This window comes from Streptomyces sp. NPDC055962 (assembly GCF_042270185.1).
Lineage (GTDB): Bacteria > Actinomycetota > Actinomycetes > Streptomycetales > Streptomycetaceae > Streptomyces.
In genome coordinates this window covers 265,240-292,163 of record NZ_JBHJYN010000004.1, presented here as the reverse complement: position 1 = coordinate 292,163, position 26,924 = coordinate 265,240, and the positions used below count along the sequence as shown (strand labels likewise).

The window sequence follows — 26,924 nt, the reverse complement described above, 5'->3', positions numbered from 1 at the left end:
ATCGGCCGGACCGGCGCGGATGGACCGTCCGACGGACGACGTGAAGCCCGTCAGGCCATAACTCCTGTCCGATGAAGCCCAGTTGAATCCGAAGGACCCGTACATCACCGCCCCGCGGGGCGAGAGAGGAGCCGGCCATGAGGCCCGAGGACTCCGGGATGAGCAGCGTGCGCGTACTGGAGCGCCTGTACGGGACGGCGCCGCCGCCCTTCGCCCTGCTCCGCAGGGACCGCACCGACGGGAGCGGCCCGGGCCCGGTGGAGGTGCTGTTCGGGGAGATGGAGACGGTCCGCTCGCTGGACGACGCCGGGCCGGCCGGCACCTCGCCGGGGCCGGGCACGCTGGCCCTGCTGCCGTTCCGGCAGATGGCCGAGCACGGCCTGCCCTGCCACGACGACCGCATTCCCCTGCGCGTCCTGCGGGTCTCCGAGCACCACGTGCTGCCGGAGGCCGCGCTCGGCGCCCACGGCGGCGCACCCGTGCGGTGGCAGGACGCGGGATTCACGACGGACGACGCCCGGTACGCGTCGCTGGTACGCGAGTTCGCCGCGTCGGACGCCGCCCGTGGAGGGCTGAACGTCCTGCTGCGGCGCGACTGCACCGCCCTGCTTCCCGGCTTCCGCCCCGCCGTCGCGGTGGAGCTGTTCCGCCGGTTGCTGACCGGCGAGTCGGGGGCGTACTGGACGTTCCTCGTGCACACCGGGGGTGAGCGGCCCACCACCCTGGTGGGGGCGACCCCGCAGGGCCATGTGGCCGTCGAGGACCACCGGGTGGTGATGAACCCCCTGTGCGGCACGTACCGCCGTCCCCGGCACGGGACGCGCGCCGGGGACCTGCTCGCCTTCCTCGCCGACGGCAAGGAGTCCGAGGAGCTGGCGACGACGGTGGACGCGGAACTGGCGGTGCTGTGCGGGCTGGCCGGCCCGGGGGTGCGGGTGGAGGGGCCGTTCCTGCGGCGGATGGCCCATCTGCTGCACACGCAGTGCCGGATCAGCGGGCCGGCGGTGGCGGATGCCCGCGGGACCCTGGCACGGGCGATGTTCGCCTCCACGGCGGTGGGAAGCCCCTACGCCGAGGCCTGCCGCGCCATCCACCACCACGAGACGACCGGCCGGGGTTACTACGGCGGGCTCCTCGCCCTGATCGGCCGCGACGCACGGGGCGACGAGGAGCTGGACTCCGCTGCGGTGCTGCGCACCCTGGACATCGATCATCTGGGCCGCGCGCGGCTGTCGGTGGGGGCGACCGTCGGCAGCCGGTCGTCACCGGAGTCGGAGGCGGCCGAGACGCGGACCAAGGCACGCGCCCTGCTGACGGCCCTCACGACGCCCTCCCCGCCGCGCCCCGAACCGGACGACGGCACCGCCGCCGCCATCGCCACCGCCGACGGCCCGGAGACCGCCGCCACCACCGGCCCGGAGACCGCCGACAGCCCGGAGACCGCCGCCGGACCCGTGCGGGATGCCCTGGCCCGGCGGCACGCGGCGCTCTCGTCGTTCTGGACGAGCGGCGGACACGGCACGCCGGGGGCCCGCGGCGACCGGGTGCTCGTGCTCTCCACGGGCGGCGCGGACCTGGCCTCCCTGGTCCACATGGTGGCCGCGGTGCACGGACCGGCCGAGGTGGTCGGGTACGGGGAGCCCGGCGCGGGCGACACCCTGTCACGGCACCGGGGGCCCGTGCTGCTGGCTTCCGGACCCGGACGGCCCGACGACCCCGACGATCCCCGGATGGCAGCGCTCCGCGAGGTGAGCGCCTCCCTCGTGCACGGGCGGCGGCCGGACGGAGCCCCGGTGGCCGGGGTGGGACTCGGCTTCCAGTTGCTCGCGCTCGCCGCCGTACCGGGCGCGCGGATCACGGCCAGGACCGGCACCGGGATCGGCAGGGACGTCGAGGTCTTCGGCCGGCGGATCAGGGCCGCCTTCCGCAACGCCTACGCGGTCACGTCCGGCGCCCCGCCCGTGCGCCAGGCCCCGCCCCCCCTGTGTCCCGGCCCGGACGGACGGGAGCTGATCGCGATGCACGGCGCGGCGGTCCGGGGCGTGCAGTTCCGCCCGGAGTCGGTCATGACGACCCGCGGCGCCGAGGTGCTGGCCTCGCTCCTGAGCTGAACCCGGCCGGGCCCCTCAGGGGGTGGTGGTCCTGCCGAGTTCCAGGACGGTGCGTGCCGCGGACTCCAGGGCGAAGGTCATCGACCCGCCGTTGGGTTCGAAGCCGGCGTGGTCCCCGGCGAAGTGGACACGCCCCTCGGGCCTGCGGATCACCGGCATGAGGGCGCTGTGCCCGCGCTCGGGAAGGATGTACGCCCCTTCCGCGTAGGGCCGTTCGTCCCAGCAGACGGACGTGCCGGTCTCGAAGTGCTCGCGGGCCCCGGGGAGCATCCCCTCCAGTTCGGTGAGCACGAAGTTCTGGCGCTCCTCCTCCGTCATGACGGACACCGCCCTGGCGCGCCACCCCGTCATCAGGCACTCCATGATCTTCCTGGGTCCCGGCAGCTGGGGCGTGGCGTCCCGTATCCAGCGTACGGGCAGGTCGGTGGAGAAGCTGGCGTTGCGCTGCGGCCAGAACTGGCGGCGCATCTGCAGGTACACCCGGACCACGGACGAGTACGTCACCCGCCGCATCACGTCGTGCTTCGCCTGGGAGAGACCCGCGTCGGTGAAGTCGATGTGCCGGATCGCGCTGAACGGGACGGTGACGACGACCCGTTCGGCCTCCGTCGTCCGCAGGCTCCCGTGGTCGAGGTAGGTCACCCGGGCCCGCTCCTCGTCCTGTTCGACGCGGACCACCGGGCAGCGGTAGCGGATCCTGCTCTTGAGGCGTTCCGCGAACGCCTGCGGGAACCGGTCGGTCCCGCCCTTCACCTTGGCCCAGCGGGGATCGGCGTTGCTGAGCGAGTGCGGGCTCGCCTCGTGGCGCAGCCAGGAGAGCGCCGACGCCGTCTTCAGGTCGCCTCCGCGCATCTCAAGGAACATGGGTTCCATGAGATCGATCGCCGCCTGGGAGGCGCCACCGTCCGTGAGGACCTGGTGGACGGACCGCTCGTCGTAGGGGGCGAGCCGTTCGGTGGCCTCCCAGTCGGGGGCGCCGAGGTCCGGCTGGAGGCTGTCGCCGACGGCTGTCACGTACCGCTTGATCATGCCCGCGACGCCGAGTTCCGCCTCGTGCGGGTGGAGTGCCAGTCCTGCGGCCGCCACGTCCTCCGGGCCGGGGGTGAAGAACCGTCCCCGGGCGAAGTAGGAGAAGGTGGTGTCGAAGAGGTCGGCGGTCTCGGTCTCCACGCCGAGTTCGCGCAGGTAGTGCATCGCGTAGTGGCAGTGCGGCGTCAGCGTCATCGCGCCCGCCTCCGCGTGCAGCCCGTCGGCGAACGGCGCCCGTAACGTGTAGGCGCGCCCGCCTGGCCGCGTGTCCGCCTCCAGGACGGTCACCTCGCAGTCCCGCGCCGCGAGTTCATGGGCGACGGCCAGGCCGGCGAGGCCGGCTCCGATGACGATCACGGACCGCGGGGGCCGTAGCCCCGGCATGCCGCTGTCGAAGGCGCGGCGTACTTCCGTCTGCGTGGGTTCACGCATGGGCGTTCTCCGTTCCGATCAGCCGAACAACAGTGCTCCTCGTGCTCCTGCCCCGTGGAGCGGCTGCCGATCGGGTGTCGTCCGGAGGGCGTCAGGCGGACAGTGCGGGGATGATCGTCGATCCGTAGGCGTCGATGGTCGCCTCCCGCGCGTCGTGCATGTTGTAGACGGCGAACTGGTCCACGCCCAGGTCCCGCAGGACCTGGAGCTTCGCGATGTGGGCCTCGGGGGGTCCCAGCAGGCAGAAGCGGTCCACGATCTCGTCGGGGACGAAGGCGGTGTCCGGGTTCCCGGTGCGGCCGTGGTGGCTGTAGTCGTAGCCGGAGCGGCCCGCGATGTACGCGGTGAGCGCCTCGGGAACGAGACCCGAGTGCTCCCCGTACCGGGAGACGAGGTCGGCCACATGGTTGCCGACCATGCCGCCGAACCAGCGGCACTGCTCACGCGCGTGCTCCACGTCCTCGCTCACATAGGCCGGCGCCGCGACGCAGATGGTGACGGAGTCCGGGTCGCGGCCGGCCGCCGCGGCCGCCTCGCGTACCGCTTTGACCATCCATTCGGTGAGGTAGGGGTCGGCCAGCTGGAGGATGAATCCGTCGGCCCTCTCCCCGGCCAGCGCGAGCGCCTTGGGCCCGTACGCGGCCATCCAGACGGGCAGCCGGCCGTCCTTCACCCAGGGGAGCCGGAGCGGCTGTCCGTCGACGGTCGCCTCGCGGCCCTCGGCCAGGTCCCGGATCACGTCGATGGCCTCACCGAGCCTGGCCAGCGTGTTCGGCTTGCGGCCGGCCACCCGCATCGCGGAGTCCCCGCGTCCGATGCCGCAGACGGTGCGGTTGCCGTACATCTCGTTGAGCGTCGCGAACGTGGAGGCGGTGACCTCCCAGGTGCGGGTGCCGGGGTTGGTCACCATCGGGCCGACCACCAGCCGCTCGGTGTGTTCCAGGATCCGGCTGTAGATGACGAAGGGTTCCTGCCACAGCACGGCCGAGTCGAAGGTCCAGCCGTAGCGGAAGCCGTTCCTCTCCGCGCGGCGCATGAGTCCGACGACGGCCGAGGCGGGTGGGTCGGTCTGGAGGACGAGTCCGAAATCCATGACAGATGCTCCTTGTGGAAGTACTGACACGTGAGGCGCGGGGACGGTGAGCCGTGACCGGGACGGTGGTGGGCCGCCCGCGCCGCCGGTACGGCTGCGTGGGCGGGCGGAAGGACCGCGGGCGCGCTCCCGGAGACGTGTTCCGGCAGAGCTTTCCACATGGAGCCGCGCCCGCCCCGCCGACGCGGCCCCCTCGGAGCGCGAGTCGCGGGGGGACAATCCTGGACCGCTTCGGGGCCTTTGGGAAGAGGGACTCTACGCGCGGAGCTTCCGTATGCGGGTGGGCGTGGTCAGCGGGTTCGCACGCATCGCCGGGGCTTCCCGCGCACCACCGCACCGAGGGTCGAAATGAGGGTTTCGCCCGGGAAAGGTATCGTTTCGTGGGGTCGGCCGCACAGGCGGTTCCTTGTCGAGGCGCCCCCGAACCCCTTCGGCCGAGGCGCTCCGGCACGTCCCCCTCCCCGCACGAGCGGTCAGCGATCAGCAGTCAGCGATTCAGCGGAAGGATCGACATGGGCACGGTCACCACCAGCGACGGCACGAGCATCTTCTACAAGGACTGGGGCCCGCGCGACGCGCAGCCCATCGTGTTCCACCACGGCTGGCCGCTCAGCGCGGACGACTGGGACAACCAGATGCTGTTCTTCCTCAGCCACGGCTACCGCGTCGTCGCCCACGACCGGCGGGGTCACGGGCGCTCCAGCCAGAGCGCCACCGGACACGAGATGGACACCTACGCCGCCGACGTGGCGGCGGTGACCGACGCGCTGGACCTGCGGGACGCGGTGCACATCGGCCACTCCACCGGCGGCGGCGAGGTGGCCAGGTACGTCGCCCGGGCCGAGCCGGGCCGGGTCGCCAAGGCCGTGCTCGTCAGCTCCGTGCCCCCGGTCATGGTCAAGTCGGCGTCGAATCCGGGCGGGACGCCGATCGAGGTGTTCGACGGCTTCCGCGCCTCCCTCGCCGCCAACCGCGCGCAGTTCTACATCGAGGTGGCCTCCGGCCCCTTCTACGGCTTCAACCGCCCCGGCGCCAAGGTGTCGCAGGGGGTGATCGACAACTGGTGGAGGCAGGGCATGCGGGGCGCGGCCAACGCGCACTACGAGTGCATCAAGGCCTTCTCCGAGACCGACTTCACCGAGGACCTCAAGAAGATCCAGGTGCCGGTCCTCGTCGCCCACGGGACGGACGACCAGGTCGTGCCCTACGAGGACGCGGGGCTCCTGTCGGTGAAACTGGTGGCCGACGGCCGGCTCAAGAGCTACGAGGGCTACCCGCACGGCATGCTCACGACGCATCCCGAGGTCATCAACCCGGACCTCCTGGCCTTCGTGAAGGAGTAGGCCCCGCGAGACGGGCCGGCGGGGCCGAGGAGTGTGCACGGTCCCGCCCGACCACCTCGGTCCTCCGGACAGCATGGTGAAAACGGACCAGTGAGGGTGAGCGCCGCCCACGCGCCGGCCGGCCGCCCCGGCCTAGCGTGGGCGGAGCGGGAACCGCCCGCCCTTTCCCGCCGTGCACCGAGGACTGATCCCATGCCCATGCAGCCCTGGTTCCCCGATGCCAAGTTGGGCATCTTCCTCCACTACGGCATCTACGCCGTGGACGGCGTCCCAGAGTCCTGGTCGTTCTACGACGGCCTGGTGACGCACGAGCAGTACATGCGGCAGCTGGAAGGCTTCACCGCGTCCGCGTACGACCCGGACGCCTGGGCGGACCTCTTCGCCCGGGCCGGCGCGCGGTACGCCGTGCTGACCGCGCGCCACCACGACGGCGTGGCCCTGTGGGACACCGCCCACGGCGATCTCGACGTCGTACGGAGGACCCCCGCGGGACGCGACCTCGTGGCCGGGTACGCCGGGGCACTGCGCCGGAAGGGCCTCAAGGTCGGTCTGTACTACTCGCATTCGGACTGGAACCACCCCGACTACGCGAGCGTGGTCCATCCCGAACCGCCGAACGAGGACGTGGTCACCCACCCCCTCGTCGCCCCCGCGGACGGGATCGAGGACCCGGAGGCGTGGGCACGCTACCTCGCCTACCGGAACGCCCAGGTCGGCGAGCTGGTCTCCCGCTACCGCCCCGATCTGCTGTGGTTCGACGGGGAGTGGGAACGCAGCGAGGAGCAGTGGGGCCTGCGCGAGCTCGCCGGGCAGATCCTCGCGGCCGGTCCCGAGACCGTCCTCAACGCCCGCATGCTCAGCCACGGCGACTACGCCACACCCGAGCAGGGGGTGCCCCTCGTGGCGCCGGACGGACCCTGGGAGCTGTGTCTGACCGTCAACGACTCCTGGGGCCACCAGCACCGGGACCGCAACCAGAAGTCGGTCCGCCAGCTGGTGCGGTACTTCACCGAGACGATCGGCATGGGCGGGAACCTGCTGCTGGCCGTCGGGCCGAGGGAGGACGGCACCATCCCTGCGGAGCAGGCCGAGCGGCTGGAGGGCCTGGGGGCATGGATCACCCGGCACGAACGGGCGGTGTACGGGACGGTGGCCGGCCTGCCGGCAGGGCACCACTACGGTCCCAGCACGCTCTCCGCCGACCGGCGCACGCTCCATCTGATCTGCTTCGACACCCCGCGCGAATCGGTGTCGCTGCGCGGCCTGCGCAACACGGTGGAGCGGGTGACCGTGCTCGGCACCGGCACCGAGCTGGCCCACCGGGTGACCGGCGGACTCCACGACGTGCCCGGCGTGCTGTGGATCGACGCCCCCGGTTCGGAGGACGTCGACCCGTGCGCGACCGTGCTGGCCGTCGAGCTCGACGGGGAGCTGGACCTCTACCGGGGCACCGGCCGCGACTGAGCCCTCCCCGGCCAAGGCCGTCCGTCCTGCTCAGCTGCCGGCGCGCACCGCGCGGGGCGACGCGCCCAGTTCGCGCCGGCACGCCTTGTTGAACGACTGCAGATCGTCGATTCCGACCGCCGCGGCCACCGCGGGGATCGGCAGGGTCGACTCCCGCAACAGGTGCCGCGCGCGCTCCATCCGCCGCTGCCGGATGTACGCCACGACGGTGGCGCCCGTCCCGGCCCGGAAGAGGCGCAGCAGATGGTTGTGCGACACACCCGCGGCCCGGGCGACGTCGGGGACGAGGAGCCGCTCCGCGAGATGCGACTCGATGTGGGCGACGGCGGCGGCGAGGGAGGCGTGCGGACCGTTCTCGCGCCCCGCCGGGGCGGCCAGTTCGGCCAGCTCCCACAGCGCGGTCCAGATCTCGGCGTCCGCCCGGCGCGGAGCGCGCGGCGCCACCGCGATGGCCCGCAGCAGCACGTCCGACAGGGCCGGGGTCCGTGCACCGGCGTCCTGGACGACGGGCAGGGTGACCGCCTCCCCCGTACCGGAGAGGCTCAGGTGCGCGTAGAGGTGCTCGGACCGGCCGCGGTAGCGGAAGCGCACCTCGGCCCCCGGCGGGACCAGACTCACGTGCCCCGGCCGGACGATGTGGAGCACGCCGTCGACGACGAGTTCGGCGGTGTATCCGTAGAGGTGCAGCTGCCACAGGTCCGGGAGCCGGAACACGTCGACGGGACTCGTCGTGCCATGGACCCCGACGCCGAGGCTGAACACCCGCGGCGGCTCGTCCAGCCGAACCGCGACGGTCCGTCCGGGCAGGCCCCGGAAGCCCCGGGTCACGCGCGGACCCCGGCGACGGGGGAGACGCCGGGCGGACTCGGGTGAACCACTGCCCCTCCCTCGGACGGTCCGGTCTCGCGGCGACGGACGCTGACACACCGCTACGGCAGTCGTCCTGCCCGCCGCCCCGCATCCGGTCGTATGCGGCCTCGAGCAGAATGGCACAGGTCCTCGTGCCGGCCCGGGACGAGGACGAGGTGAGGGACCCGCCGACACGGAACGGGTGTCGCGGCGCTGGTGCGGCGAGTGAGCGAGAACCCTTGACGGCCACCGGCCCGGGGGAAAGGATGACCCTCGATCTGACAACGTTGTCAACATCCCGGAGCACGCTCATGTCACGTCACGCGACCCCCTTCGACAGGCGCAGATTTCTCCAACTCGCCGGTATTACGGGGCTTTTGACCGTCGGCCCGCTGTCCGTCGCGGGTGAGTCGGCGGCGGCCGGACCAGTCGCCGCCGCCGGCCACCGGCCTCTCGACACCGGCCGGGACAGCGTGGCGGACACCTATTACCAGGTTCTGCTGACGCATACCCGTTGGGCGGAGACGCAGTGGGACGCAGCTCGCGGCCACTACACGGCCAAGGACTTCGGCTTCGCGGTGGTGCTCGGCAACGCCGTGCTGCTGACCCACGGGACCTTCGACCCCGAGCGCGCCGGCATTACCGAGGAGACCCTCCTCGCCCGCACGCTGGCCACCATCGAGCACTTCGCCGCCTCCAACCGCTGTGCGGGCGGCACGGAGTGGGGGCGGACCCTGTTCTTCGACACGACGTTCCAGCTGTACTTCGTGCTCGCGGCCAGACTGCTCTGGGAGCGGCTGGACCCCGCGACCCGGCAGAACGTCGACACGATCGTCGCCGAACAGGCCCAGTACACCGCGTCGCTGGGCAGCGGCAACGACCCCGCCTCCGGCAGCTGGACGCCCAACGGGCTCGAGGGCGGCCACGTGGGCGACACCAAGCTGGAGGAGATGGGCGTCTACGCCCAGTCCCTGGCGCCCGGCCTCGCCTGGGCCGGCTCCGATCCCCGGCACGCCGGCTGGGCGGCGGCCTTCGGCCGGTGGACGAGGAACGAGGCGGGGCTGCCTGCGGCGGACCTGGCCAACCCGGCCCTGGTCGACGGCGTGCCCGTGAGCGCCAACACCGCGACGAACCTGTACGACTCGTTCATCGTCGAGAACCACAACTCCTTCGGCCCGCACTACCAGGCGGAGCTGTGGCGCACCTCCGGGCGCAACGCCGCGCACTTCATCACGGCGGGGCGACCCATGCCCGAGGTCCTGACCGCCCAGCCGAACGCGGCGCCCCTGTGGCGCACGCTCCAGTTGGTCATGAGCGACGCGGGCGAGCCGCTGATGCCGATGGTGGCGGACCGCGAACACCTCTACGGCCGCGACGTGATCCCGCTGGCCTTCCTGGCCCAGGTGACCGGCGACCGCGCCGCCGCCTGGGCGGAGGCGGCGATGGCGGAGCGGCTGGTGCCCTACCAGGGCTACGCCCCCGCCGACCGGCTCGCGAAGTTCTCGGGCGAGGCGAAGTACGAACCCGAGGCACGGGCCGAGATCGCCATCAGCTATCTCCTGCACCGGTGGCGCGCGGCGCACGACGGCCCCGTGGCACCTCTGTCCGACGAGGAGTTCTTCGCCCGGGCCGCGGGGGTGAAGGACTTCGGCGAGGGCCCCGGCCTGGTGGTCCAGCAGACCCCGTCCGCCTGGGCGGCCTCGGTCAGCAAGCCGGGCTTCGTCAAGTTCGCGTGGCAGCCGGCACACGACGACTGGCTGTTCGCGCTCAGCGGGAACACCCCGATGTTCCTGCCGTCCACCGGCGGAAAGGTGCTCCGGCGGTCGGTCACGGCGTACCGGAAGGTCCGCGACGGGTTCGACGCGACGGCCACCCTGCTCCAGCTCGACTCCGGGTTCGCCGGGTTCACCACCCTGCCGTCCGGCGAGGTCGTCTACGCGACGAGCGGCACGGCCGCCGGTGAGGGGCGTCTGCGGCTCCACAACCTGACCATGCCGGGACTGGCCGGCCTGGACGGCCGGCGCACGTACACCGCGGCCGAGGGATCGGCCCGGGTGGACTCCGCGGACAGCGGCACCACCGCGGTCGGGCCGGGCCCGCGCGTCGACACCCTGCCACTCCCCCGGAGCTCCCACCGCTTCGTCCGGATGCAGGGGATCTCCGGCCATCCGCAGTACGGGTACTCCTTGTTCACCTTCTCCGTCCGCGACGGCGCCGAGGGCCCGGACCTCGCGCGCGGCCGCGTCGCCACCGCTTCGTCGGCGACGTCCGGCAAGGAGGCGGAACGCGCGGTGGACGGCGACGACACGAGCCGCTGGGCCGTCGCCGTCGGCGAGAGGAACCGTCAGGACAGCTGGCTGACCGTGGACCTCGGCAGCGTCACGGCGTTCGATCACGTCACCCTGGCGTGGGAGTCCGCGGCCGCGTCCGTGTACCGGGTGGAGGGCTCCGACGACGGGGAGACCTGGACCGAGCTGATCCGTTTCCCCGAGCCCGATCTCACGAGCCGCGGGGGCTGGCTCTCGGTGGACGGGAGGGCCGGGCTGGTGGTCCGCGGCGCGCGGAATCCCCTGACCGTCCACGGCGACGTGGTGGTGCTGTCGGACGGTCCGGCCGAGGCCCTGACGGTGGAGGGTCATCCGTCGGGCGATCCCGCCGCGGTGCGTGCGTCAGCCGCGCTGGAGGCTCCGCGCGCCGCGAGTTCCGTCGTGCGCGCCAGCACCGTCGGCGGGCACCTGAGTCTGTTCAATCTCTCACCGGACGCCGTCTCCACCGTGGTGGCCGTGCCCCGGCAGGGGGCAGTCCTGCAGCTCTACGCCGGCTCGCAGCTCGTGACCGCCACCGGGACGGACTTCGAGGCCGAGCTGGACGGCGCGACGGCCCAGGTGGCCGCGGCCCGCTTCACCCTGCGCTCGGCGACGGGAGCGGCCGTCCCGGCGGGGGTCCGGGCGGAGGTGCTCGACGCCTCGACGGTGCGCCTGACCGGGCCGTCGTGCGACCTGTTCGTCACCGCGGGCAACGGCCGCCGCGAGAAGGTCCGGCTGCGCCGGGGCCGGCCCGTGACGCTGTCGGTGCCGGGCACCGTCGCCCACCCGCTCGGCGACGCGGCGCTCGGCTGCGACACCTTCCCCAACGGCCCCTTCCCCGCAGGCATGTCGGATCCCTCGGCCGCGGTCGACGGCGACGCCCGCACCGCGTGGACACCGGGGCGGGACCGCGCGCGGATGGTGGTGGATCTCGGGGCCCCGCTCCCGGTCGAGCGCGTCCTCGCGGAGTGGACCCCGGGCAGGGTCCCCGAGGCGGGCGTCGAGTTCAGCACCGACGGCGTCACCTACGGGTCCGGCGGGCGGCTCCGGGTCCGTGGCGGCACCGGAAGCCTCTCCACGCGCACCACCGCTCGCTACGTGGCGCTCGACGTAGCGGGCTGGAGCAGCGGGCACGCACGGCTCAGGGCGCTGTCGGTACTTCCCGGGTAGCGCACCGGACCCCCCGACCGGACGTACACCGTCCGGTCGGGGGTGGGGCTCAGCCGGGGATGCGGGAGGCGTCGCCGGCCGGGCCCCGGCTCACAGGTACTGGCACAACCCCCTTGGTACGTAAGCCCCGTGGCCCGCACGCCCCACGTACGCGCCGCCCTCGATGACCGGGACTCCACGCGACAGGACCGTCTCGACCCGTCCGGTGATCCGCCTGCCCTCGTACGCCGAGTAGTCGACGTTCATGTGGTGCGTCTGCGCGGAGATCGTCTGCTCGGCCTCGGGGTCGTACACGACGATGTCCGCGTCCGCCCCCGGCGCGATCGTCCCCTTCCGCGGGTAGAGCCCGAACATTCTCGCCGGGGCGGCGCAGGCGATCTCGATCCAGCGACGGCGGGAGAGGTGCCCGTCGACCACGGCCTGGTGCAGCAGGTCCATCCGGTTCTCCACGCCCGGCATGCCGTTGGGGATCTTGGAGAAGTCGCCGACGCCCATGTCCTTCTGGCCCTTGAAACAGAACGGGCAGTGGTCCGTGGAGACGACCTGGAGGTCGTCGGTCCGCAGCCCCCGCCACAGGGCCGCCTGGTGCTCCTTCGGCCGGAGCGGTGTCGAACAGACGTACTTGGCGCCCTCGAAGTCCGGCTCGGCCAGGTTGTCGGTGGACAGGAAGAGGTACTGCGGGCAGGTCTCACCGAAGACGGGCAGGCCCTCGTCGCGGGCCCGCGTCAGCTCGGCCAGCGCTTCCCGCGCGGAGACGTGCACGACGTAGACGGGGGAACCGGCGACCTGGCTCAGCCGGATGACGCGGTGCGTCGCCTCGGCCTCCAGGAGTGCCCTGCGGACCTCCCCGTGGTAGCGCGGGTCGCGCTCCCCCCGTGCGAGGGCCTGTTCCACGAGGACGTCGATGGCGATGCCGTTCTCCGCGTGCATCATGATCAGACCGCCGTTGGTGCCGGCCCGCTGCATGGCGCGCAGGATCTGCCCGTCGTCCGAGTAGAACACCCCGGGATACGCGGTGAAGAGCTTGAAGGAGGTCACGCCGGCCTCGATCAGCCGGTCCATCTGCTTGAGGGACGACTCGTTCACGTCGGACATGATCATGTGGAAGCCGTAGTCGATGGCGCACGTGCCGTCGGCCTTCTCGTGCCACGCGTCGAGGCCCTCCCGGAGCGAGCCGCCCTTCGGCTGGATGGCGAAGTCGACGATCGTCGTGGTCCCTCCCCACGCGGCCGCCCGGGTCCCCGTCTCGAAGGTGTCGGCGGACAGCGTGCCGCCGAAGGGCATCTCCATGTGCGTGTGGCCGTCCACCCCGCCCGGGATGACGTACTTCCCCCTGGCGTCGATGACCCGGTCCGCCGTCCACCCGTGACTGCCGGGAGTGGCCAGGGCCACGACCTGGCTCTCCTCGACGAGCACGTCCACGTGGAGTTCGTCGGACGCGGTGATGACCAGACCACCGGTGATCAGAGTGCGTGCCACAGTTCAGCTCCATTCGCTTCGGATCAGGGGTTCCCGGCCGGCGCGGCCGGTTCAGCCCGCGGCCCTGAGGGCCTCACCCAGGATCTCCGCGCCCTCCTCGGCCTCGGCGACGGTGAGCGAGAGCGGCGGCGCGATCCGCAGGACGCTGGTGCTGTGGCCGCCTCCCTTCCCGATCAGCAGCCCGCCCTCCCTGGCCGCTTCGAGTACGGCCGCCGCGGCCTCCGGGTCCGCCTCGTCGGTGCCGGGCTTCACCAGCTCGATGCCGATCATGAGCCCCCTGCCTCGTACCTCCCGCACGCCCGGCAGACCGGCCCCGACGGCCCGCAGCCGCTCGATGAGCAGCCCGCCGACCCGGCGGGCATTGCCCTGGAGGTCGTGCTCCAGGAGGTACGCGAGGTTGGCGAGGCCGGCGGCCATGGTGACCGGGGACCCTCCGAAGGTCGAGATGGAGTTCGCGTCCAGGCAGTTCATGACCTCGGCGCGGGCGACGACCCCGCCGATGGACATGCCGTTGCCGATGCCCTTGGCGAAGGTCAGGATGTCCGGCGGCCCGCTCGAAGCATGGGCCTGCCAGCCCCAGAAGTGGTCGCCCGTGCGCCCCCAGCCGGTCTGCACCTCGTCGGAGATCCAGAGGATGCCGTGCCGGTCGAGGACCTCGCGGAACGCGGCGTACAGCCCGTCGGGCGGTGCGGTGAATCCTCCGACGCCCTGGACGGGTTCGGCGATGAGCGCCGCCACTCCCCTGGTGTGTCCGAGCAGGTCCTCGAGGTCGGCCACGCAGGCCTTGACGAACCGTTCGTCGCTGAGCTCGGCGTACGGTCCCCTGGTGCGGACCCCGCCGTGGACGTACAGCGTCTGCAGCGGGGAGAGGCTGGTGGTCGACCAGGACCTGTTGCCGGTGATGGACACCGCCGAGAACGACCTGCCGTGGTAGCTGTTGCGCATCGCCAGGATCTGGTTCGACCCCCGGTGGGCGGTGGCGAGGAGCAGGGCGGTGTCGTTGGCCTCGGTGCCCGAGGTGGTGAAGAAGACACGGGCGTCGGGGATGCCGGAGAGCGCCGCCACCCGCTCGGCGAGCTCGACCATCGGGCGGTTGAGGTAGAGGGTCGAGGAGTGGATGAGGCGGCCGGCCTGCTCGGAGACGGCCTTGGTCACCTCGGGCAGGGCGTGCGCGGTCATCGTGGTGAGGATGCCGCCGAAGAAGTCGAGGTAGCGGTTGCCGTCCGCGTCCCAGACGTGGCGGCCCTCGCCGTGGGTGAGTTCCAGCGGGTCGCGGTAGTAGAGCGCCAGCCACTCGGGGCTGACGGCCAGGTGCCGCTCGTGCAGTCCGGTCACGGCTCCACCAGCCCGTCGTACGCGTCCGGCCTGCGGTCGCGGTAGAACGCCCATTGCTGCCGGACCTCCTCGATCAGGCCGAAGTCAAGGTCGCGCACGAGGAGTTCCTCCTCCTTGTCGCTCGCGACCTCTCCCACGAACTGACCGCGGGGATCCACGAAGTAGCTCGTGCCGTAGAAGTCGTTGTCGCCGTACTCCTCCTGGCCGACGCGGTTGATCGCGGCGACGAAGTACTCGTTGGCGACGGCCGACGCGGGCTGTTCGAGCTGCCACAGGTAGCCGGAGAGCCCGCGCGAGGTGGCCGACGGGTTGTAGACCAACTGGGCTCCGTTCAGTCCGAGTTGGCGCCACCCCTCGGGGAAGTGCCGGTCGTAGCAGATGTAGACGCCGACCCTGCCGACGGCGGTGTCGAAGACCGGCCAGCCGATGTTGCCGGGCTTGAAGTAGTACTTCTCCCAGAAGCCCTTGACCTGCGGGATGTGGTGCTTGCGGTACTTCCCGAGGTACGAGCCGTCGGCGTCGATCACTGCCGCGGTGTTGTAGTAGAAGCCTGACTGCTCGACCTCGAAGACCGGTACGACGACGACCATGCCCGTCTCCCGGGCCAGGTCCTGCATGCGCCGGACGGTCGGCCCGTCCGGGACGGGTTCGGCCCAGCGGTAGTGCTCCGGCTCCTGGACCTGGCAGAAGTAGGGGGCGTTGAACACCTCCTGGAAGCCGATGATCTTCGCGCCCTGCCGGGCGGCCTCCCGAGCGTGTTCCTCGTGTTTGGCGATCATGGATTCGGTGTCGCCGGTCCAGGTCGCCTGGACGAGTGCGGCGCGTACGACGTGGGACATGAGCTGCTCCTTCGACGCGGCGTCAGAGAGCCTCAACGTTTCTCTACGCCCGTAGACACGGTGCGTAGGAGGAGAACGTAAGCCCCGTCACACACCGGGGCAAGACCATCGCCGTGAACCGGCGGAGTCGATCACGTTTCACACCCGAGCGGTCCATGTCCTTCCGGGGGCCGGGCGTCCAGTGCGCGCAGGGTCCCGTACGCCGCCTGGACGAAGGGCGCGAGAGGGGTGGGTGCCGTGTTCGTCAGGGCGACGAGTCCCGTGCCGGAGGCAGGGAGGAACCCCGTGAAGGCGGTGAATCCGCGGGTACCCCCGGAGTGGTGCAGCAGCGCACCGGACGGGCGCGGACGGAGGTTCCAGACGAGGCAGAGCCGCCCCCCGGTCCTCGGCACGCTCAGCCGGGGCCGCTGGACGTCCGCCAGCGCGGTGCGCAGCGTGCGGTCCGGTACGGAGCCGGGGTCGAGCAGGGCGCCGACGAGGCGCAGCAGATCGCTTGGGCTGGAGCGCACGGCCCCGGCCGCGACCAGCCCGGGCATCCGCAGCGCCGGACGGGGACGGCCGTGCCAGTACCCGGTGATCTGCGGGGCGTTGGCGTCGCAGTCGGTGTGGGACAGGCCGAGCGGGCCGGTGATCCGGTCGGCCAGCAGAGCGGGGTAGTCGCCGCCGGTACCGCCCGCCGCCCTGGCGAGGACGTGACCCAGCAGCGCCCCGCCGAAGTTGGAGTAGAGCACCCGGGTCCCGGGCCGGTGGCGCGGCCGGGTGCGGCGCAAGGAGGCGAGCAGGTCGTCCTCCGAAAATCCCGCGTACGGATTGCTGAGCCAGCCGCTGCGGACCGCCCGGGGAAGCAGCCCCGGAGGCAGCCGGGGCAGGCCGGAGGTGTGGGTGGCCAGGTGGAGCAGGGTGAGCGGCGGCCCGGGCAGTCCGAAGGGGAGGTAGCGGTCGGCGCGGTCGCCGTAGCGGACCTCGCCCCGTGCGGCCAGCTCGGCGAGCAGCAGGGCGGTGAAGGTCTTCGTCAGCGAACCTGTCTCGAATCTGCTGTCCTCGTCCACCGGGCCGCGCAGGAGCACCGTCCGCTCGGCGCCCCGCACCGCGGCGACCGCGGCCACCGGGCCCGCGGCCGCCGCCAGGAGAGGGCCCAGGCGGTCGGCCAGCGGCAGTCCTGTCACACCGTCACCCCTGCTCAGCCGCCCGGGCGAGCGCGACGGACCCGGCGACGGCGGCGACGACGACCGTGTGCTGGTGGTCCGTGAACCGCCGCTGGGGGTCGTCGTCCACGGGGTCGCTGTCCCGGGGGACGAGTCCGTCCTCGTGCTGGAGCGCCGCGAGGGCCTCCCAGTCCTCCGGCCGGCAGTACGGGTCCTCGATCGAGGCCCCGACGACGAGGAGTTCCGTCACGAGGTCCCACTGGCCCACCTCCCGCCAGACGTCGATCCACACGGGGAGCCAGGTGCGGACGTAGTCGGCGAGTTCGGGCGGCAGGCCGCCCGGGTTCCCGCCCCAGTCGGTGAGGTGGAAGACCGTGTGGGTCATGGCGTAGGCCGTGATCCAGTTGATGGCCCACGGCTCCGGGCGCGCGCCGAGCCAGGTGCCGGCCGCCAGGGCCTTCATGTCCTCGGTGTGGTCCAGGCCGACGACACGGGCGGCGTTGGCGACGGCGAGCCGCCGGTTCGGCAGCACCTCGACGCTGCTGACGGACCGCATGCGGGAACGGTGCGCGAGGAGCCGGTCGAGCTCCTCGTGGCGGTAGCCGCAGCGCACGAAGGGGGCGTACATCTCCAGCGGGTCCGTCATCAGCGTGTGGCGGAGCTGGCGTTCGTAGATCATGTCGCCGTGCCGGAACTGCTCCCAGGTGAAGTCCATCAGGCTCTGGGCGGCGGCCAGCCGTCCTGGTCCGGCGACGCCGTCCCTCAGGATGAGGGAGGCGGCGAGTGTGGTCTCCCCCAGGGGTTTGTAGACGCTGTCGGGGTCGGCCATCGTCTCGGTGGTGCCGGGCGGGAGACCGCCCAGGTCCCGGTTGGCGTGCAGCCACGAGAGGGCGCGGTCCGCCATGCTGCGGGCCGCCCGGGTGACCGGTTCGGGGATCGTCGTCATGTGCGTGCCGCCTTGGGGTCCGTGCCGGGCCGCTGTCCGAGGAGGGCGCGTGCGATCGCCAGGTCGAGGGCGGCACGCGGACCTGCTCCTCCCACGAGGTGCACGTGCTCCACGGCGACCTCCGGGTCCAGGGGCAGGCCGACGCCTTCGTGACGCAGCCAGGCCAGCCAGCGGACGAGGCGTCCGGCGGTGGGGAAGTCACGGCGGAGGATCGACCGGCTGACGCCCCTGCTCAGCGCGAGGGCTCCGCCGCGGGCGGCCCCATGGACCGGGCCGTCGAGACCGGGCGTGGCCAGGGGGGCGAGCTGGGCCATCCGGACGGACCAGGCGCTCCACTCCCCGGCCGCGGGGAGCGCGTCGCCCGTCGGCTCGGGGGCGAGTTCGCGCAGGGTGTCGTCACCGGAGAGCCGGGCGAGCAGGACCGCGGTCGCATGGTCGCGCCGGGCGACCGTCGCCTCTTCCGTGGTGTCGGATGCGGGAAAGGCGTCGAAGGCCTTGACGACGACGGCCGCGTCCTGCGGCTCGAACGCCTGGCCGGTGAGGAGGTGGGGACTGAAGACGTCGGCACCCAGGACCCGTACGGCGGCCAGCGCCGCGAGGGTGTCGGGGGCGTCGTCGACGTACCGCGCCAGCTGCACGGCGTCCCCGGTGCCGGTGAAGGCACCGAGGACACGTGCCGCCAGGGCGTCGGCCGCCTCGGCGAATGCGGAGTGGGAACTCACTTGCCCCGGGGCTCCTTCGGCTCCTTGGGAGACAGGAGGAGGAGCGCGAGCAGGAAGCCCGCGGCCTCGGGGGTGTAGAGCGGGGCGTCGCTGACGACCGCCTCGGGCTCCGCCATCAGGGCGCTGAGCGTGGTGGTCTGCGCCGGGGTCGCGGTGAGAGTGATCTCCTGGGTAAGCATGGTGCCTCCACATCACTGGGGGGACATGTACCACTTGTGTGGTTATGCCTCGATCGACCCTAAAGGGTGATCCGGAAAATCTCTCCGCAAGTCCGTCCCTACTGGCCATGTGCATGGACCACAGGGCCCGAGAAGCCCCGGCCGCGCCCCTGAGGCACCTCCACCGGGGACGCAGGACAGCCCGCCCGGGGGGTGCGCTCGGGCCCCCGCGTTCCCGCACACGGCAGGCGGCCCGCTCCGGCCCGGATCCGGGCACCGCACGTCGCGCCGCCGTACATCAAGTCCCGCCGCTGCGGGGGCGGTTCATGTGATGGCCACTCCGGTCACCCCGGGATCGGGGAAAGTGGTGAACGGTGTCGGCCGTCCGACCAATCCGTACGGCTGCCGGCTCCGAACCCATGGGGGACCGAGGAGGTCCGGCGCGGCCGCCGGACCTCCTCGGCACGGATGTGACGTGGGCCCGGCAACGCAAGGCCCTGCGGGTATGCGGCCCGGCAGGGCGACGAAGGGGAGACTTACGTGGGCATAGCCAGTGCGCCGGCGAATGACGTACGGGAACGCCGGAAGCAAGACGCCTTAGCGAGCGCGGGCGGAGGGACCACGGGCGACACCGTGGACCTGCCCCGTGTGGCCGGCACGCAGGCCGACGGGGGCCCGGGGGAGGCAGCGGACTCCCCACCGGCACGGGCCGGGCGGCCGGCCCCCCGCTCCCCCGCCCCGTCCACCGGGCCCGTCTTCGTCGACCTGACCGGACGGCGCAGCCGTACCTGGCGCCGGGCGGGAACCGTCGCCGCACTCTGCTGCGCCTGCTACGCCACGACCCTGGTCGCCACGCTGATCGGGAGCGATTCCAGCGCGCCCTTCCTGCGGCTGCCCCGGGCGATGGGCCTCGACCGCGAGTCCGGACCGCGGCCGACCGCGACTCCGGACGGCGGCCGTTCGCCCTCCCCGTCCCCCGGAGCGGCCGACGGGACGACCGGTCCGGGAACACTCCTCGCAGCCGGTCCGTCCACGAGCGCCGGGCCCACCGCCGCGGACGGCCTCCGCGCTTCCGCGGGCCCGTCGGACATCCCGGTGGGGGACGCCGTGGCCGACGCGGCGCCCTCCAGGACCCCGGCCTCCGGCACGTCCGGGCAGCCCGCGCAGGACGCGGGGAGCGAAGGCTCGTCGACGGCAGAGCCCTCCAGTCCCCCGGAGACCGGCACCGGAACCGAGCCCCCGGCCGGCGGCGGTGACGACGCCCAGGCCCCGGAGCCCGAGGAGACGCCCGCGAGCAGAGGGCCTCTCGGAGACCTGGTCGGCGGGCTGCTCAGCGGCCTCCTGGGCGGCCCCTGACGGTTCGCCGGGACGCCCGGCCGGAGAGCGTCCGGTCCGTCACGCGTGCCCCGCCGGCCGGAGAGCGTCCGGTCCGTCACGCGTGCCCCGCCGGTCGGAGCGCACCGGGACGCGCGTCTACGGCGCCGCGATGCCCGCGACCCGGAGCGCGTGGACCAGGTCCCACTCCCGGGCCGCGGACACCTCACGTGCCGCGGCCAGCAGCCGGGGCACGAGGTGCCCGGGTCCGCCCTCGGCGATGCGCGCCGCGTCCTGCGGGGTCCGCGCCCGCACGAACGCTCCCAGGAGCGTCCGCGCCTCCGGCTCCAGTCCGGCCCGGTCGAGGGCGACGACGGCATCGGCGATCTCACCGGCGGGCCGGGCGACCCCCTGGCGGAGCAGCTGCCCGCAGTCGTCCGCACGGCCCGCCGCGGCCAGCGCGCCGGCGGCGGCGGCGAGTCCGGCCGGCGGCAGGGAGGACACCTCCCACAGGAGCGTCGCCCAGTCGGCGTCCAGACCGGCCGTGTGGAGAGCCACGGCGAGGACCGGCAGGTGGCCCGCCGGCCGTCCGGCAGCCTCGCAGAGCGCCACGTGCGCCTCGCCGGTGCGGCCCTCCGCGCGCAGCCGCAGCAGCAGCGCGACGGTGTCCTCCGCGGCCCGTCGTGCGACGGGGTCGGGCTCCGCGGTTGCGGGGGCCGCAGGCCTGGCCACCTCCGCCCGTACGGCACCGAAGCGCGCCCCGCGCGGCGCGGCGGCGTCCGGTGCGGGGGCCGCCGCCACGGGCCCGCCCGGAGGCAGCGGATCGGCACCCGCTCCGTCCTCGACCTCCAGCCCCGCGAACCGCGCCCCGCGCGGCTTCACCCGCTTCTTCCCGGGCGCTTCCGCCGCCGGGCGTTCCACCACGCGAGAAGCCGGATGCTCCTCCGGGCGGCGGGGCCCGGGGACCACGGGAACGGCACCGCGCTCGGGCACGTCCGGTCCCCGCTGCTCACGGAACCAGGCATCCGGCACCGTCCGCTCCACCGCCGCCAGCCGGCTGCGGAGCTCGGAGCAGCGGGCCGTGGCACGGACGTGGTCGTCGCGCGCCCATGCCTGCGCCTCCGTGCCCCCGTCCGGAGCACCCGCACCGTCCGCGTCGGCGGCCTGCATCCGGCGCGCCGCGTACGCCTGTTCCTGGAGCATCACGGACAGCCGGTCCACGAGCGCCTGCCGCCCGCCCGGACGCCGGTCGTACGCGGCCGCCGAAGCGGCGCACAGCGCGGCGGCCTGTACGGACTCCCGCGCGGCGAACGCGGTGCCGCGCACCGCGGCGAGGTCCTGGAGCAACGCCTCGACCACGTCCCAGGGCGGCACTTCGGTACCGTCGAAGCAGGCGCGCATGCCTTCGGGGTCGCGCGCCCGGAAGACCCCGTACCAGCCGCGCCCGGGGTCGAGCAGGGCCGCCAGGTCTCGTAGGTACTGAGCGAACGCCCTTATTTCCGGAGCATGTTGATCCACTGTCACCGTCGCCCTCACCGGTCGCCCGGGACTGGAGCATTCCAGTCTGCCGGGCATTCGACCGCAGGCGTGTTACGGACGGGCTACGCCCGCTTTACCGGCGTGCTGCGGCCGGAGCGCGGGGCGGTCCGGGCACGCCCCGTCAGAGGGTGACGGCGATCCCCGTATGGGGCCGCTTGCCGAGCCGCGCGACCATGGCGGGCCAGTCCACCAGCCAGAACTTCCAGGTGTACTTGCGGGCCAGCACCTTGCGCACCGCCCGGGTCCCGTCGGCGTCGAGCAGACGCGCCGTCCCCTCGGCGCTCGGCGCACCCTCGGCGATCCTGCCGCGGACGTCGCAGACGGTGACACGGACCCGGCTGTCGTTGCGGAGCCGCTTCACCTTCCAGGAGTCCGAACGGGTCCAGACGTACAGCACCCCGTCGTCGGCCGCGGCCCAGACGGGCGTGGCGACGGGCGTGCCGTCCTTCCGGTACGTGGTCAGGCTGACGTACTCACTGCGCGCGAAATCCTGGAGAGTCACGGGCGCGACCCTACTCGGACGACGCCCGGCGCGGGAGCTCGGCCCGGTGCCTGCGGGGGCCCGGGGGCGCGCCCCCGCCGCGCCCGTCAGCCGCCCGCGACGAACGCCCTGGCGAGTGCCTCGCCCTCCGCGACGGCGGCCGCGTGGTCCTCGATCGGCGACACCCTGGAATTCCGGAACAGGATGTAGGTGACACCGGAGGCCGTGCCGCCGGTCTTCGGGTCGGGGTCGATCCCGAGCTCCCGGGCCATGGCGTACGAGGCCTCGCCGATGATCCCGGTGGGGCCGGTGTCTCCGACGACGGCGTACCGGACCTTCCCGTCGTGGATGACGGCAGCCACCCCGCCCCCCTTGATCCCGGACCTGGAGTACCTCCAGATCGGCCCGGGGCCCGGCACCACGACGTACGGCAGCGCGGCGGCGTCCAGCGGCTTGCCGGCCGACGTCGTGAACGCCGTCTGCGCCTGGAAGGACGGGTCCGTCCTGCTGTTGCAGAGGGTGGTGGTCCTCCCGTCGCAGTCGATGTCCATGTCCGCCTTCCAGAACACGGCTTCCTTCGTCCCGCACACGGGGATGGCCGCCTTGGTGCCCTGGTCCGTCCGGTACATCCCGTGGGAGATCCGGCTGCAGGTCTTCACCCGCGCCAGGAGCTCGGCGGCTCCGACCGTGTCATCGGCCGGTGCTCCGGCGGAGGATTCGGCCGATGCGGGGAGGGCCGAGGCGGCGAGGAGGACGGCGCCCGAGGCCGCGGCGAGGACGAGCATGCGCTTACGCACCGTGGGAGATGCCCTTTCACTGGACACGGAGGGCCTGGCGGACCCTCCCTTACCGGCGCGGCCCCACCGCTTCACCGGCTCGGGGCCGGTACGACGCGAGGGAGCGTCGTACCGGCCCCGAGGCCCGTGCATGCGGCGTACCGTCACGAACGGCCGCTCGGATGCACCACCATCGCCGAGCCACCACCGCGCCGCACCTTTTCGGCGGCCGCGAGCCAGCGCCCGTCGGGCAGCCGCTGGACACCGGTGGCGGCCCCGATCTCCGGGTTCGCCTTGAACACGTGTCCGAGGGCCTCCAGCCTGCCGCGCAGAGGGCTGTCCCACAGTCCCGGCTCGATCTCGGTCGTGGCGGAGTTGCGCTGGCTGGCGCGCGGCGCGGCGATCGCCTCGACCAGGGGCAGCCCCCGGTCCAGATGGCCGGTCAGCGACTGCAGGACGGTGGTGATGATGGTGGCCCCGCCCGGCGATCCGAGGGCCAGGACCGGCTTCCCGTGCTCCAGCACGATGGTCGGCGAGATGGACGACCGCGGACGCTTGGCCGGGCCCGGCAGGTTCGGATCGTGCACCGACGGATTCGCCGGCGCGAAGGAGAAGTCGGTCAGCTCGTTGTTCAGCAGGAACCCCCGCCCCGGCACGGTGATGCCGCTGCCGCCCGTCGACTCGATCGTCAAGGTGTAGGCGACGACGTTGCCCCACTTGTCGGCGGTGGTCAGATGCGTCGTGTTCTCGCCCTCGTACGTCGTCGGGGCGGTGGCTCCGCCGGTGGCGCAGCGGGCGGGGTCGCGCGGGTCGCCGGGAGCGAGCGGACTGGTGAGCACCGCGTCGTCCTTGATGAGGCATTCGCGCGAGTCGGCGAAGCGCTGACTGAGCAGCTCCCGCGTCGGCACGTCCTCGAACGCCGGGTCGCCGACCCAGCGTCCCCGGTCGGCGAACGCGATCCTGCTGGCCTCGATGAGGCGGTGCAGGTACTGGGTGCTGCTCACCTCCGAGAGGTCCGTCGACTCCAGGATGTTGAGGGCCTCACCCACACTCGTGCCCCCTGACGAGGAGGGTGCGATGCCGTAGACGTCGAGACCCCGGTAGCCGGTCCTCGTCGGGTCCTGGCGGAGCGCGCGGTAGGCCCTGAGGTCCGCGGCCGTCAGGTCTCCGGGGCGCACCACACGGGTGGCCGCGGGGTCCACGGGCGGGTTCCGCACCGTCGAGACGATGTCCCGCGCCAGGTCGCCCCGGTACAGCTCGTCGACGCCCTCGCGGCCGAGCGTCCTGTACGTACGGGCGAGGTCGGGGTTCTTGAACACCGATCCCGTGACCGGCAACTGCCCGCCCGGCAGGAAAAGTTCGGAGGTGGCGGGGAAGTCGGCGAACCGGGCCTGGTTGGCCGCGGTCTGGGACCGGAAGGTCTCGTCCACGACGAATCCGTCGCGGGCCAGCCGTTCGGCCGGTTCGAGGAGCCGCCCCAACGGCTTGCTGCCCCACGCGTCGAGCGCCTTCTCCCAGGTGGCGGGTGTGCCGGGCGTGCCGACGCCCAGGCCGCTGGTGACCGCGTCGTTGAAGGGGATCGGCTGCCCGTTCTCCAGGAAGAGCGACGGGTCCGCGCTGCGCGGGGCGGTCTCGCGCCCGTCGATGGTCTGTACACGGTGCGTCCTGGCGTCGTAGTGGACGAAGTACCCGCCACCCCCGATGCCCGCCGAGTACGGCTCGGTGACCCCCAGCGCGGCGGCGGTGGCGACGGCCGCGTCAACGGCGTTCCCTCCCTTGCGGAGCACTTCGATCCCGGCTGCCGAGGCGTCCGCGTCGACACTCGACACCGCTCCCCCGTGTCCCACCGCCACCGGCGACTTGGGGGGCGGAACGGGTGGCGCCGAGGCCGCGGGGGCCGCGGCGCCGAGCGAACCGATGACGGCGATCACGCTTAGGAACGACACATTCCGGCCGACGGAATGACGCATCCGTACCTCCAGTGAAGGATCGTCCGCGCAGGGTAACGCCGCACCGGCCGTACCGTCAGGACCGCCTCCGCCCTGTGTCGGGACCGAGTGCTCCTTCGCACCGGGAACGGGCCACGCCAGGAACACCCTTGCGCCGGGCCGGCCCCTCCGCGCGCCACCCTCCGGGTCCGGCGGGCGGAGCGCCGCGCGTCGTCGTCCGGAACGCCCCGGGAGGACCGTGATCCGCTCGCCGCCGGGTACCCGCCCAGGTGATTCTCCCGGCCCGAGGGGGTCGATCCCGCGCCCGGCGGCCCGGCTCCTCCTAAGGTGGAACGCACAGGACCGGCCGGCACCGAGGCGGACAGCACATGAGGGAACCGCAGATCGACTACGAGGCGGTCTTCCACGCCCTGCCCGGCATGGTCGCCCTGCTCACCCCCGACCTCGTGTACGCCGACGCGAACGAGGACTTCCTCCGCCTGGCCGGACGCACGCGCGAGCAGCTGCTGGGCCAGTACATCTTCGACGTGTTCCCGGAGAACCCCAACGATCCCGCCGCCGCCGGCATGCGGGAGACCCGGGAGTCGATGCTGCGTGTGGTGGCCGGCGGGGAGCGCGACACCATGGCGCTGGTGCGGTACGACATCGAGGAGCGTGACCGGCCCGGCCACTGGGTGAAGCACTACTGGAGCCCCGTCAACGCACCCGTGGTCGACCCGGACGGAAACGTGATGCTGGTCGTCCACCGCGTCGAGGAGGTCACCGAGCTCCTCCAGGCCCGCAGCCGCGGCGGACCCGCCAACGAGAGCCGGGCCCGCGTCCTGGAGGCCGAGCTCTACACCCGCGCCAGGGAACTCCAGGAGGTCAACGAGCGCCTGCGCCGGGCCCACGCCCGTGACCGCGAGGTCGCCCTGGCCCTGCAGGAGGCGTTGCTTCCCGCCCCCTCCCCGGTGGGGCATCACCGGGCGGCGGTCCGCTACCGGCCCGCTGTCGGCACCCTGAACGTCTGCGGAGACTGGTACGACCTGGTCGACCTCCCCGGTGACCGCATCGCGGTCGCCGTCGGCGATGTCGTCGGTCATGGCCTGAAAGCTGCCTGTGTCATGGGGCAGTTGCGCAGCGCGTTGAGCGCGGCGGCCCGTGTCGCGGACGGCCCCGCCCGTGCACTGGAGGCCCTCGGGCTCTACGCCCGCCATGTCGACGGGGCCGAGTCGACCACCGCGGTGAAGACCTTCATCGACTGGGAGTCCCACACCGTCGTCTACAGCAGCGCGGGCCACCCTCCCCCGGTCCTGCTCGGCCCCGACGGCACGGTGACCTTCCTCGACCGGGCGACCGACCCGCCGCTGGGCGCCCGCCCCGATCACGTCCCCCGCCCGGAGGCCACGGTGCCCTTCGCCGAGGGCGCCATCCTGGTGCTGTACACCGACGGGCTGATCGAGCGCCGCGACGAGGACATCGACGTCGGTCTGACCCGCCTCGCCGAAGCTCTCGTCCTGCACGGGCGGTCGGGCCCCGAAGCCCTGGCCGACGCGCTCCTGGCAGACCTCCTGCCCTCCACGGGCAACACCGACGACACCGCGCTGGTCATCATCCGTCTCTGACCCGCCCCATGGCCCGGACCGCCCCGGTCAGGTGTCCGAACGGACCGCTACTATGCCCGCTCATGAATGACGACGTACGCAACATCGTGCTCGGTCTCATAGCCGCCGGAATCAGCGCCGCCCTGGGCTGGGTCGCCCGTACGTACCTCTGGCGGCGCAAGCTCCGCCGCAAGCAGGCCTTCTTCGGGCTCCCGGGGAATTCCGAGTGCCTGCTCGTCGTCAACCGCGACGCCGGCGGCGACGGCGCGGTCCACCGCCACGACGTCTTCGCCCTGCTGGAACTCTCGGCCCTCATCAAGGACTGCGCGGCCCACGCCCAGATCGTCTCCCACGACACCGCCCAGCAAGGCTTCGGCGAGCGCACGGAGTTCTGCGTCGGCGGGCCGGGGTCCAACCGGCGCATGGCGGCCCACCTCCAGTCGCTCCTCCCGGGTGTGAAGATCAGCACCGGGAGCGATCCGGGTCCCGACCGCGCGGCCTTCCAGGTGGGATCGGAGCGCTACCGGCTGGAGTCCGGCGTCTCCGAACACGTCCTGCTCGCCAGGCTGACGGGCGGTCAGGACGCTCGTCCGGTCTTCCTGCTCTGCGGACAGCGCGCCATCACCAACCAGGCCGCCTCGCGCTACCTGATGCGCAACTACGAGAAGCTGCAGCGCAAGCACCGTAACGGCTCCTTCGTGCTGCTCCTGAAAGTGGTCAACTCCCAGGCGTACGGGCCCGACGTCGTCGAGCTGATCGGCGACGTCACCCGCACCGCCCAGGCCGCGCTGCCCACCGAACCCCCCGCCTCCCACCGGGCCGCGAGCTGAGAGACGGCTCCCTGATCGCCCTCGGCGAGGA

General features: G+C 72.9%; 21 protein-coding genes. 7 read left to right on the top strand and 14 right to left on the bottom strand.

Annotation, left to right across the window (positions count from 1 at the left end):
- Window positions 1-137: 137 nt before the first annotated feature.
- The gene (locus tag ACFC51_RS14950; protein ID WP_376528941.1) at window positions 138-2,111 is read left to right on the top strand and encodes a chorismate-binding protein; all 1,974 of its coding nucleotides are present in this window, start codon (window positions 138-140) and stop codon (window positions 2,109-2,111) included.
- A gap of 15 nt (window positions 2,112-2,126) precedes the next feature.
- On the opposite strand, the gene ACFC51_RS14945 is transcribed toward ACFC51_RS14950, so the two are convergent.
- Both ACFC51_RS14945 and ACFC51_RS14940 read right to left on the bottom strand, forming a co-directional pair.
- Window positions 2,127-3,572, bottom strand: a complete 1,446-nt coding sequence (locus tag ACFC51_RS14945; protein WP_376379183.1) for a flavin monoamine oxidase family protein — start codon at window positions 3,570-3,572, stop codon at window positions 2,127-2,129.
- A 91-nt stretch (window positions 3,573-3,663) separates the two neighbouring features.
- On the bottom strand, window positions 3,664-4,665 hold the full coding sequence (locus ACFC51_RS14940) for a TIGR03842 family LLM class F420-dependent oxidoreductase (protein WP_376528940.1): 1,002 nt from the start codon (window positions 4,663-4,665) through the stop codon (window positions 3,664-3,666).
- A gap of 512 nt (window positions 4,666-5,177) precedes the next feature.
- Here ACFC51_RS14940 and ACFC51_RS14935 point away from each other — a divergent pair.
- The gene (locus ACFC51_RS14935; RefSeq protein WP_376379189.1) at window positions 5,178-6,008 is read left to right on the top strand and encodes an alpha/beta fold hydrolase; all 831 of its coding nucleotides are present in this window, start codon (window positions 5,178-5,180) and stop codon (window positions 6,006-6,008) included.
- A 192-nt stretch (window positions 6,009-6,200) separates the two neighbouring features.
- On the top strand, window positions 6,201-7,472 hold the full coding sequence (locus ACFC51_RS14930) for an alpha-L-fucosidase (protein WP_376379192.1): 1,272 nt from the start codon (window positions 6,201-6,203) through the stop codon (window positions 7,470-7,472).
- A gap of 30 nt (window positions 7,473-7,502) precedes the next feature.
- Here the strand turns inward: ACFC51_RS14930 and ACFC51_RS14925 are convergent, their stop codons facing one another.
- A complete protein-coding gene (locus ACFC51_RS14925; protein ID WP_376379195.1) occupies window positions 7,503-8,300 on the bottom strand; it encodes a helix-turn-helix domain-containing protein in 798 nt (265 codons plus the stop codon).
- A gap of 332 nt (window positions 8,301-8,632) precedes the next feature.
- Here ACFC51_RS14925 and ACFC51_RS14920 point away from each other — a divergent pair, with 332 nt between their 5' ends.
- Window positions 8,633-11,797, top strand: coding sequence for a discoidin domain-containing protein (locus tag ACFC51_RS14920; protein WP_376528937.1), 3,165 nt, complete (start codon window positions 8,633-8,635; stop codon window positions 11,795-11,797).
- A gap of 90 nt (window positions 11,798-11,887) precedes the next feature.
- On the opposite strand, the gene hydA is transcribed toward ACFC51_RS14920, so the two are convergent.
- The 7 genes from hydA to ACFC51_RS14885 form a co-directional block, all read right to left on the bottom strand.
- Window positions 11,888-13,276, bottom strand: a complete 1,389-nt coding sequence (gene hydA / locus ACFC51_RS14915) for a dihydropyrimidinase (RefSeq protein WP_376379201.1) — start codon at window positions 13,274-13,276, stop codon at window positions 11,888-11,890.
- Between the two features lie 51 nt (window positions 13,277-13,327).
- A complete protein-coding gene (locus ACFC51_RS14910; RefSeq protein ID WP_376528935.1) occupies window positions 13,328-14,611 on the bottom strand; it encodes an aspartate aminotransferase family protein in 1,284 nt (427 codons plus the stop codon).
- Window positions 14,608-15,450, bottom strand: a complete 843-nt coding sequence (locus ACFC51_RS14905; protein WP_376379206.1) for a nitrilase-related carbon-nitrogen hydrolase — start codon at window positions 15,448-15,450, stop codon at window positions 14,608-14,610. Before ACFC51_RS14905 ends, ACFC51_RS14910 begins: the two co-directional genes overlap by 4 nt.
- Window positions 15,451-15,581: 131 nt before the next feature.
- Entirely contained in the window at window positions 15,582-16,616 is a 1,035-nt protein-coding gene (locus ACFC51_RS14900; protein WP_376528932.1) for a serine hydrolase domain-containing protein, read from the bottom strand.
- A gap of 4 nt (window positions 16,617-16,620) precedes the next feature.
- Window positions 16,621-17,541 (bottom strand): DUF6895 family protein, encoded by a 921-nt coding sequence (locus ACFC51_RS14895; protein ID WP_376379213.1) that lies wholly within the window; start codon window positions 17,539-17,541, stop codon window positions 16,621-16,623.
- Window positions 17,538-18,263 (bottom strand): hypothetical protein, encoded by a 726-nt coding sequence (locus tag ACFC51_RS14890; protein ID WP_376379216.1) that lies wholly within the window; start codon window positions 18,261-18,263, stop codon window positions 17,538-17,540. The genes ACFC51_RS14895 and ACFC51_RS14890 overlap by 4 nt, the downstream gene beginning before the upstream one ends.
- A complete protein-coding gene (locus ACFC51_RS14885; RefSeq protein ID WP_376379219.1) occupies window positions 18,260-18,442 on the bottom strand; it encodes a hypothetical protein in 183 nt (60 codons plus the stop codon). Before ACFC51_RS14885 ends, ACFC51_RS14890 begins: the two co-directional genes overlap by 4 nt.
- A 612-nt stretch (window positions 18,443-19,054) precedes the next feature.
- Between ACFC51_RS14885 and ACFC51_RS14880 the strand changes: the two genes are divergently transcribed.
- A complete protein-coding gene (locus ACFC51_RS14880; RefSeq protein ID WP_376528929.1) occupies window positions 19,055-19,777 on the top strand; it encodes a hypothetical protein in 723 nt (240 codons plus the stop codon).
- 117 nt (window positions 19,778-19,894) lie between these two features.
- Here the strand turns inward: ACFC51_RS14880 and ACFC51_RS14875 are convergent, their stop codons facing one another.
- The 4 genes from ACFC51_RS14875 to ggt all read right to left on the bottom strand — a co-directional run bounded on the left by ACFC51_RS14875 (window position 19,895) and on the right by ggt (window position 24,501).
- The gene (locus ACFC51_RS14875; protein WP_376379223.1) at window positions 19,895-21,259 is read right to left on the bottom strand and encodes a hypothetical protein; all 1,365 of its coding nucleotides are present in this window, start codon (window positions 21,257-21,259) and stop codon (window positions 19,895-19,897) included.
- Window positions 21,260-21,395: 136 nt separating this feature from the next.
- Window positions 21,396-21,776 (bottom strand): PPOX class F420-dependent oxidoreductase, encoded by a 381-nt coding sequence (locus ACFC51_RS14870; protein ID WP_376379226.1) that lies wholly within the window; start codon window positions 21,774-21,776, stop codon window positions 21,396-21,398.
- A gap of 86 nt (window positions 21,777-21,862) precedes the next feature.
- Window positions 21,863-22,552, bottom strand: coding sequence for a glycoside hydrolase family 75 protein (locus ACFC51_RS14865; protein ID WP_376379229.1), 690 nt, complete (start codon window positions 22,550-22,552; stop codon window positions 21,863-21,865).
- A 143-nt stretch (window positions 22,553-22,695) separates the two neighbouring features.
- Window positions 22,696-24,501 (bottom strand): gamma-glutamyltransferase, encoded by a 1,806-nt coding sequence (ggt, locus tag ACFC51_RS14860; RefSeq protein WP_376528927.1) that lies wholly within the window; start codon window positions 24,499-24,501, stop codon window positions 22,696-22,698.
- A gap of 347 nt (window positions 24,502-24,848) precedes the next feature.
- On the opposite strand from ggt, the gene ACFC51_RS14855 reads away from it, so the two are divergent.
- Together ACFC51_RS14855 and ACFC51_RS14850 are read left to right on the top strand one after the other, a co-directional pair.
- Window positions 24,849-26,084 carry a PP2C family protein-serine/threonine phosphatase gene (locus ACFC51_RS14855; protein ID WP_376528925.1) on the top strand — a complete coding sequence of 412 codons (1,236 nt, stop codon included), beginning with the start codon at window positions 24,849-24,851 and terminating at the stop codon, window positions 26,082-26,084.
- 62 nt (window positions 26,085-26,146) lie between these two features.
- A complete protein-coding gene (locus tag ACFC51_RS14850) occupies window positions 26,147-26,893 on the top strand; it encodes a hypothetical protein (protein ID WP_376376326.1) in 747 nt (248 codons plus the stop codon).
- Window positions 26,894-26,924 lie beyond the last annotated feature (31 nt).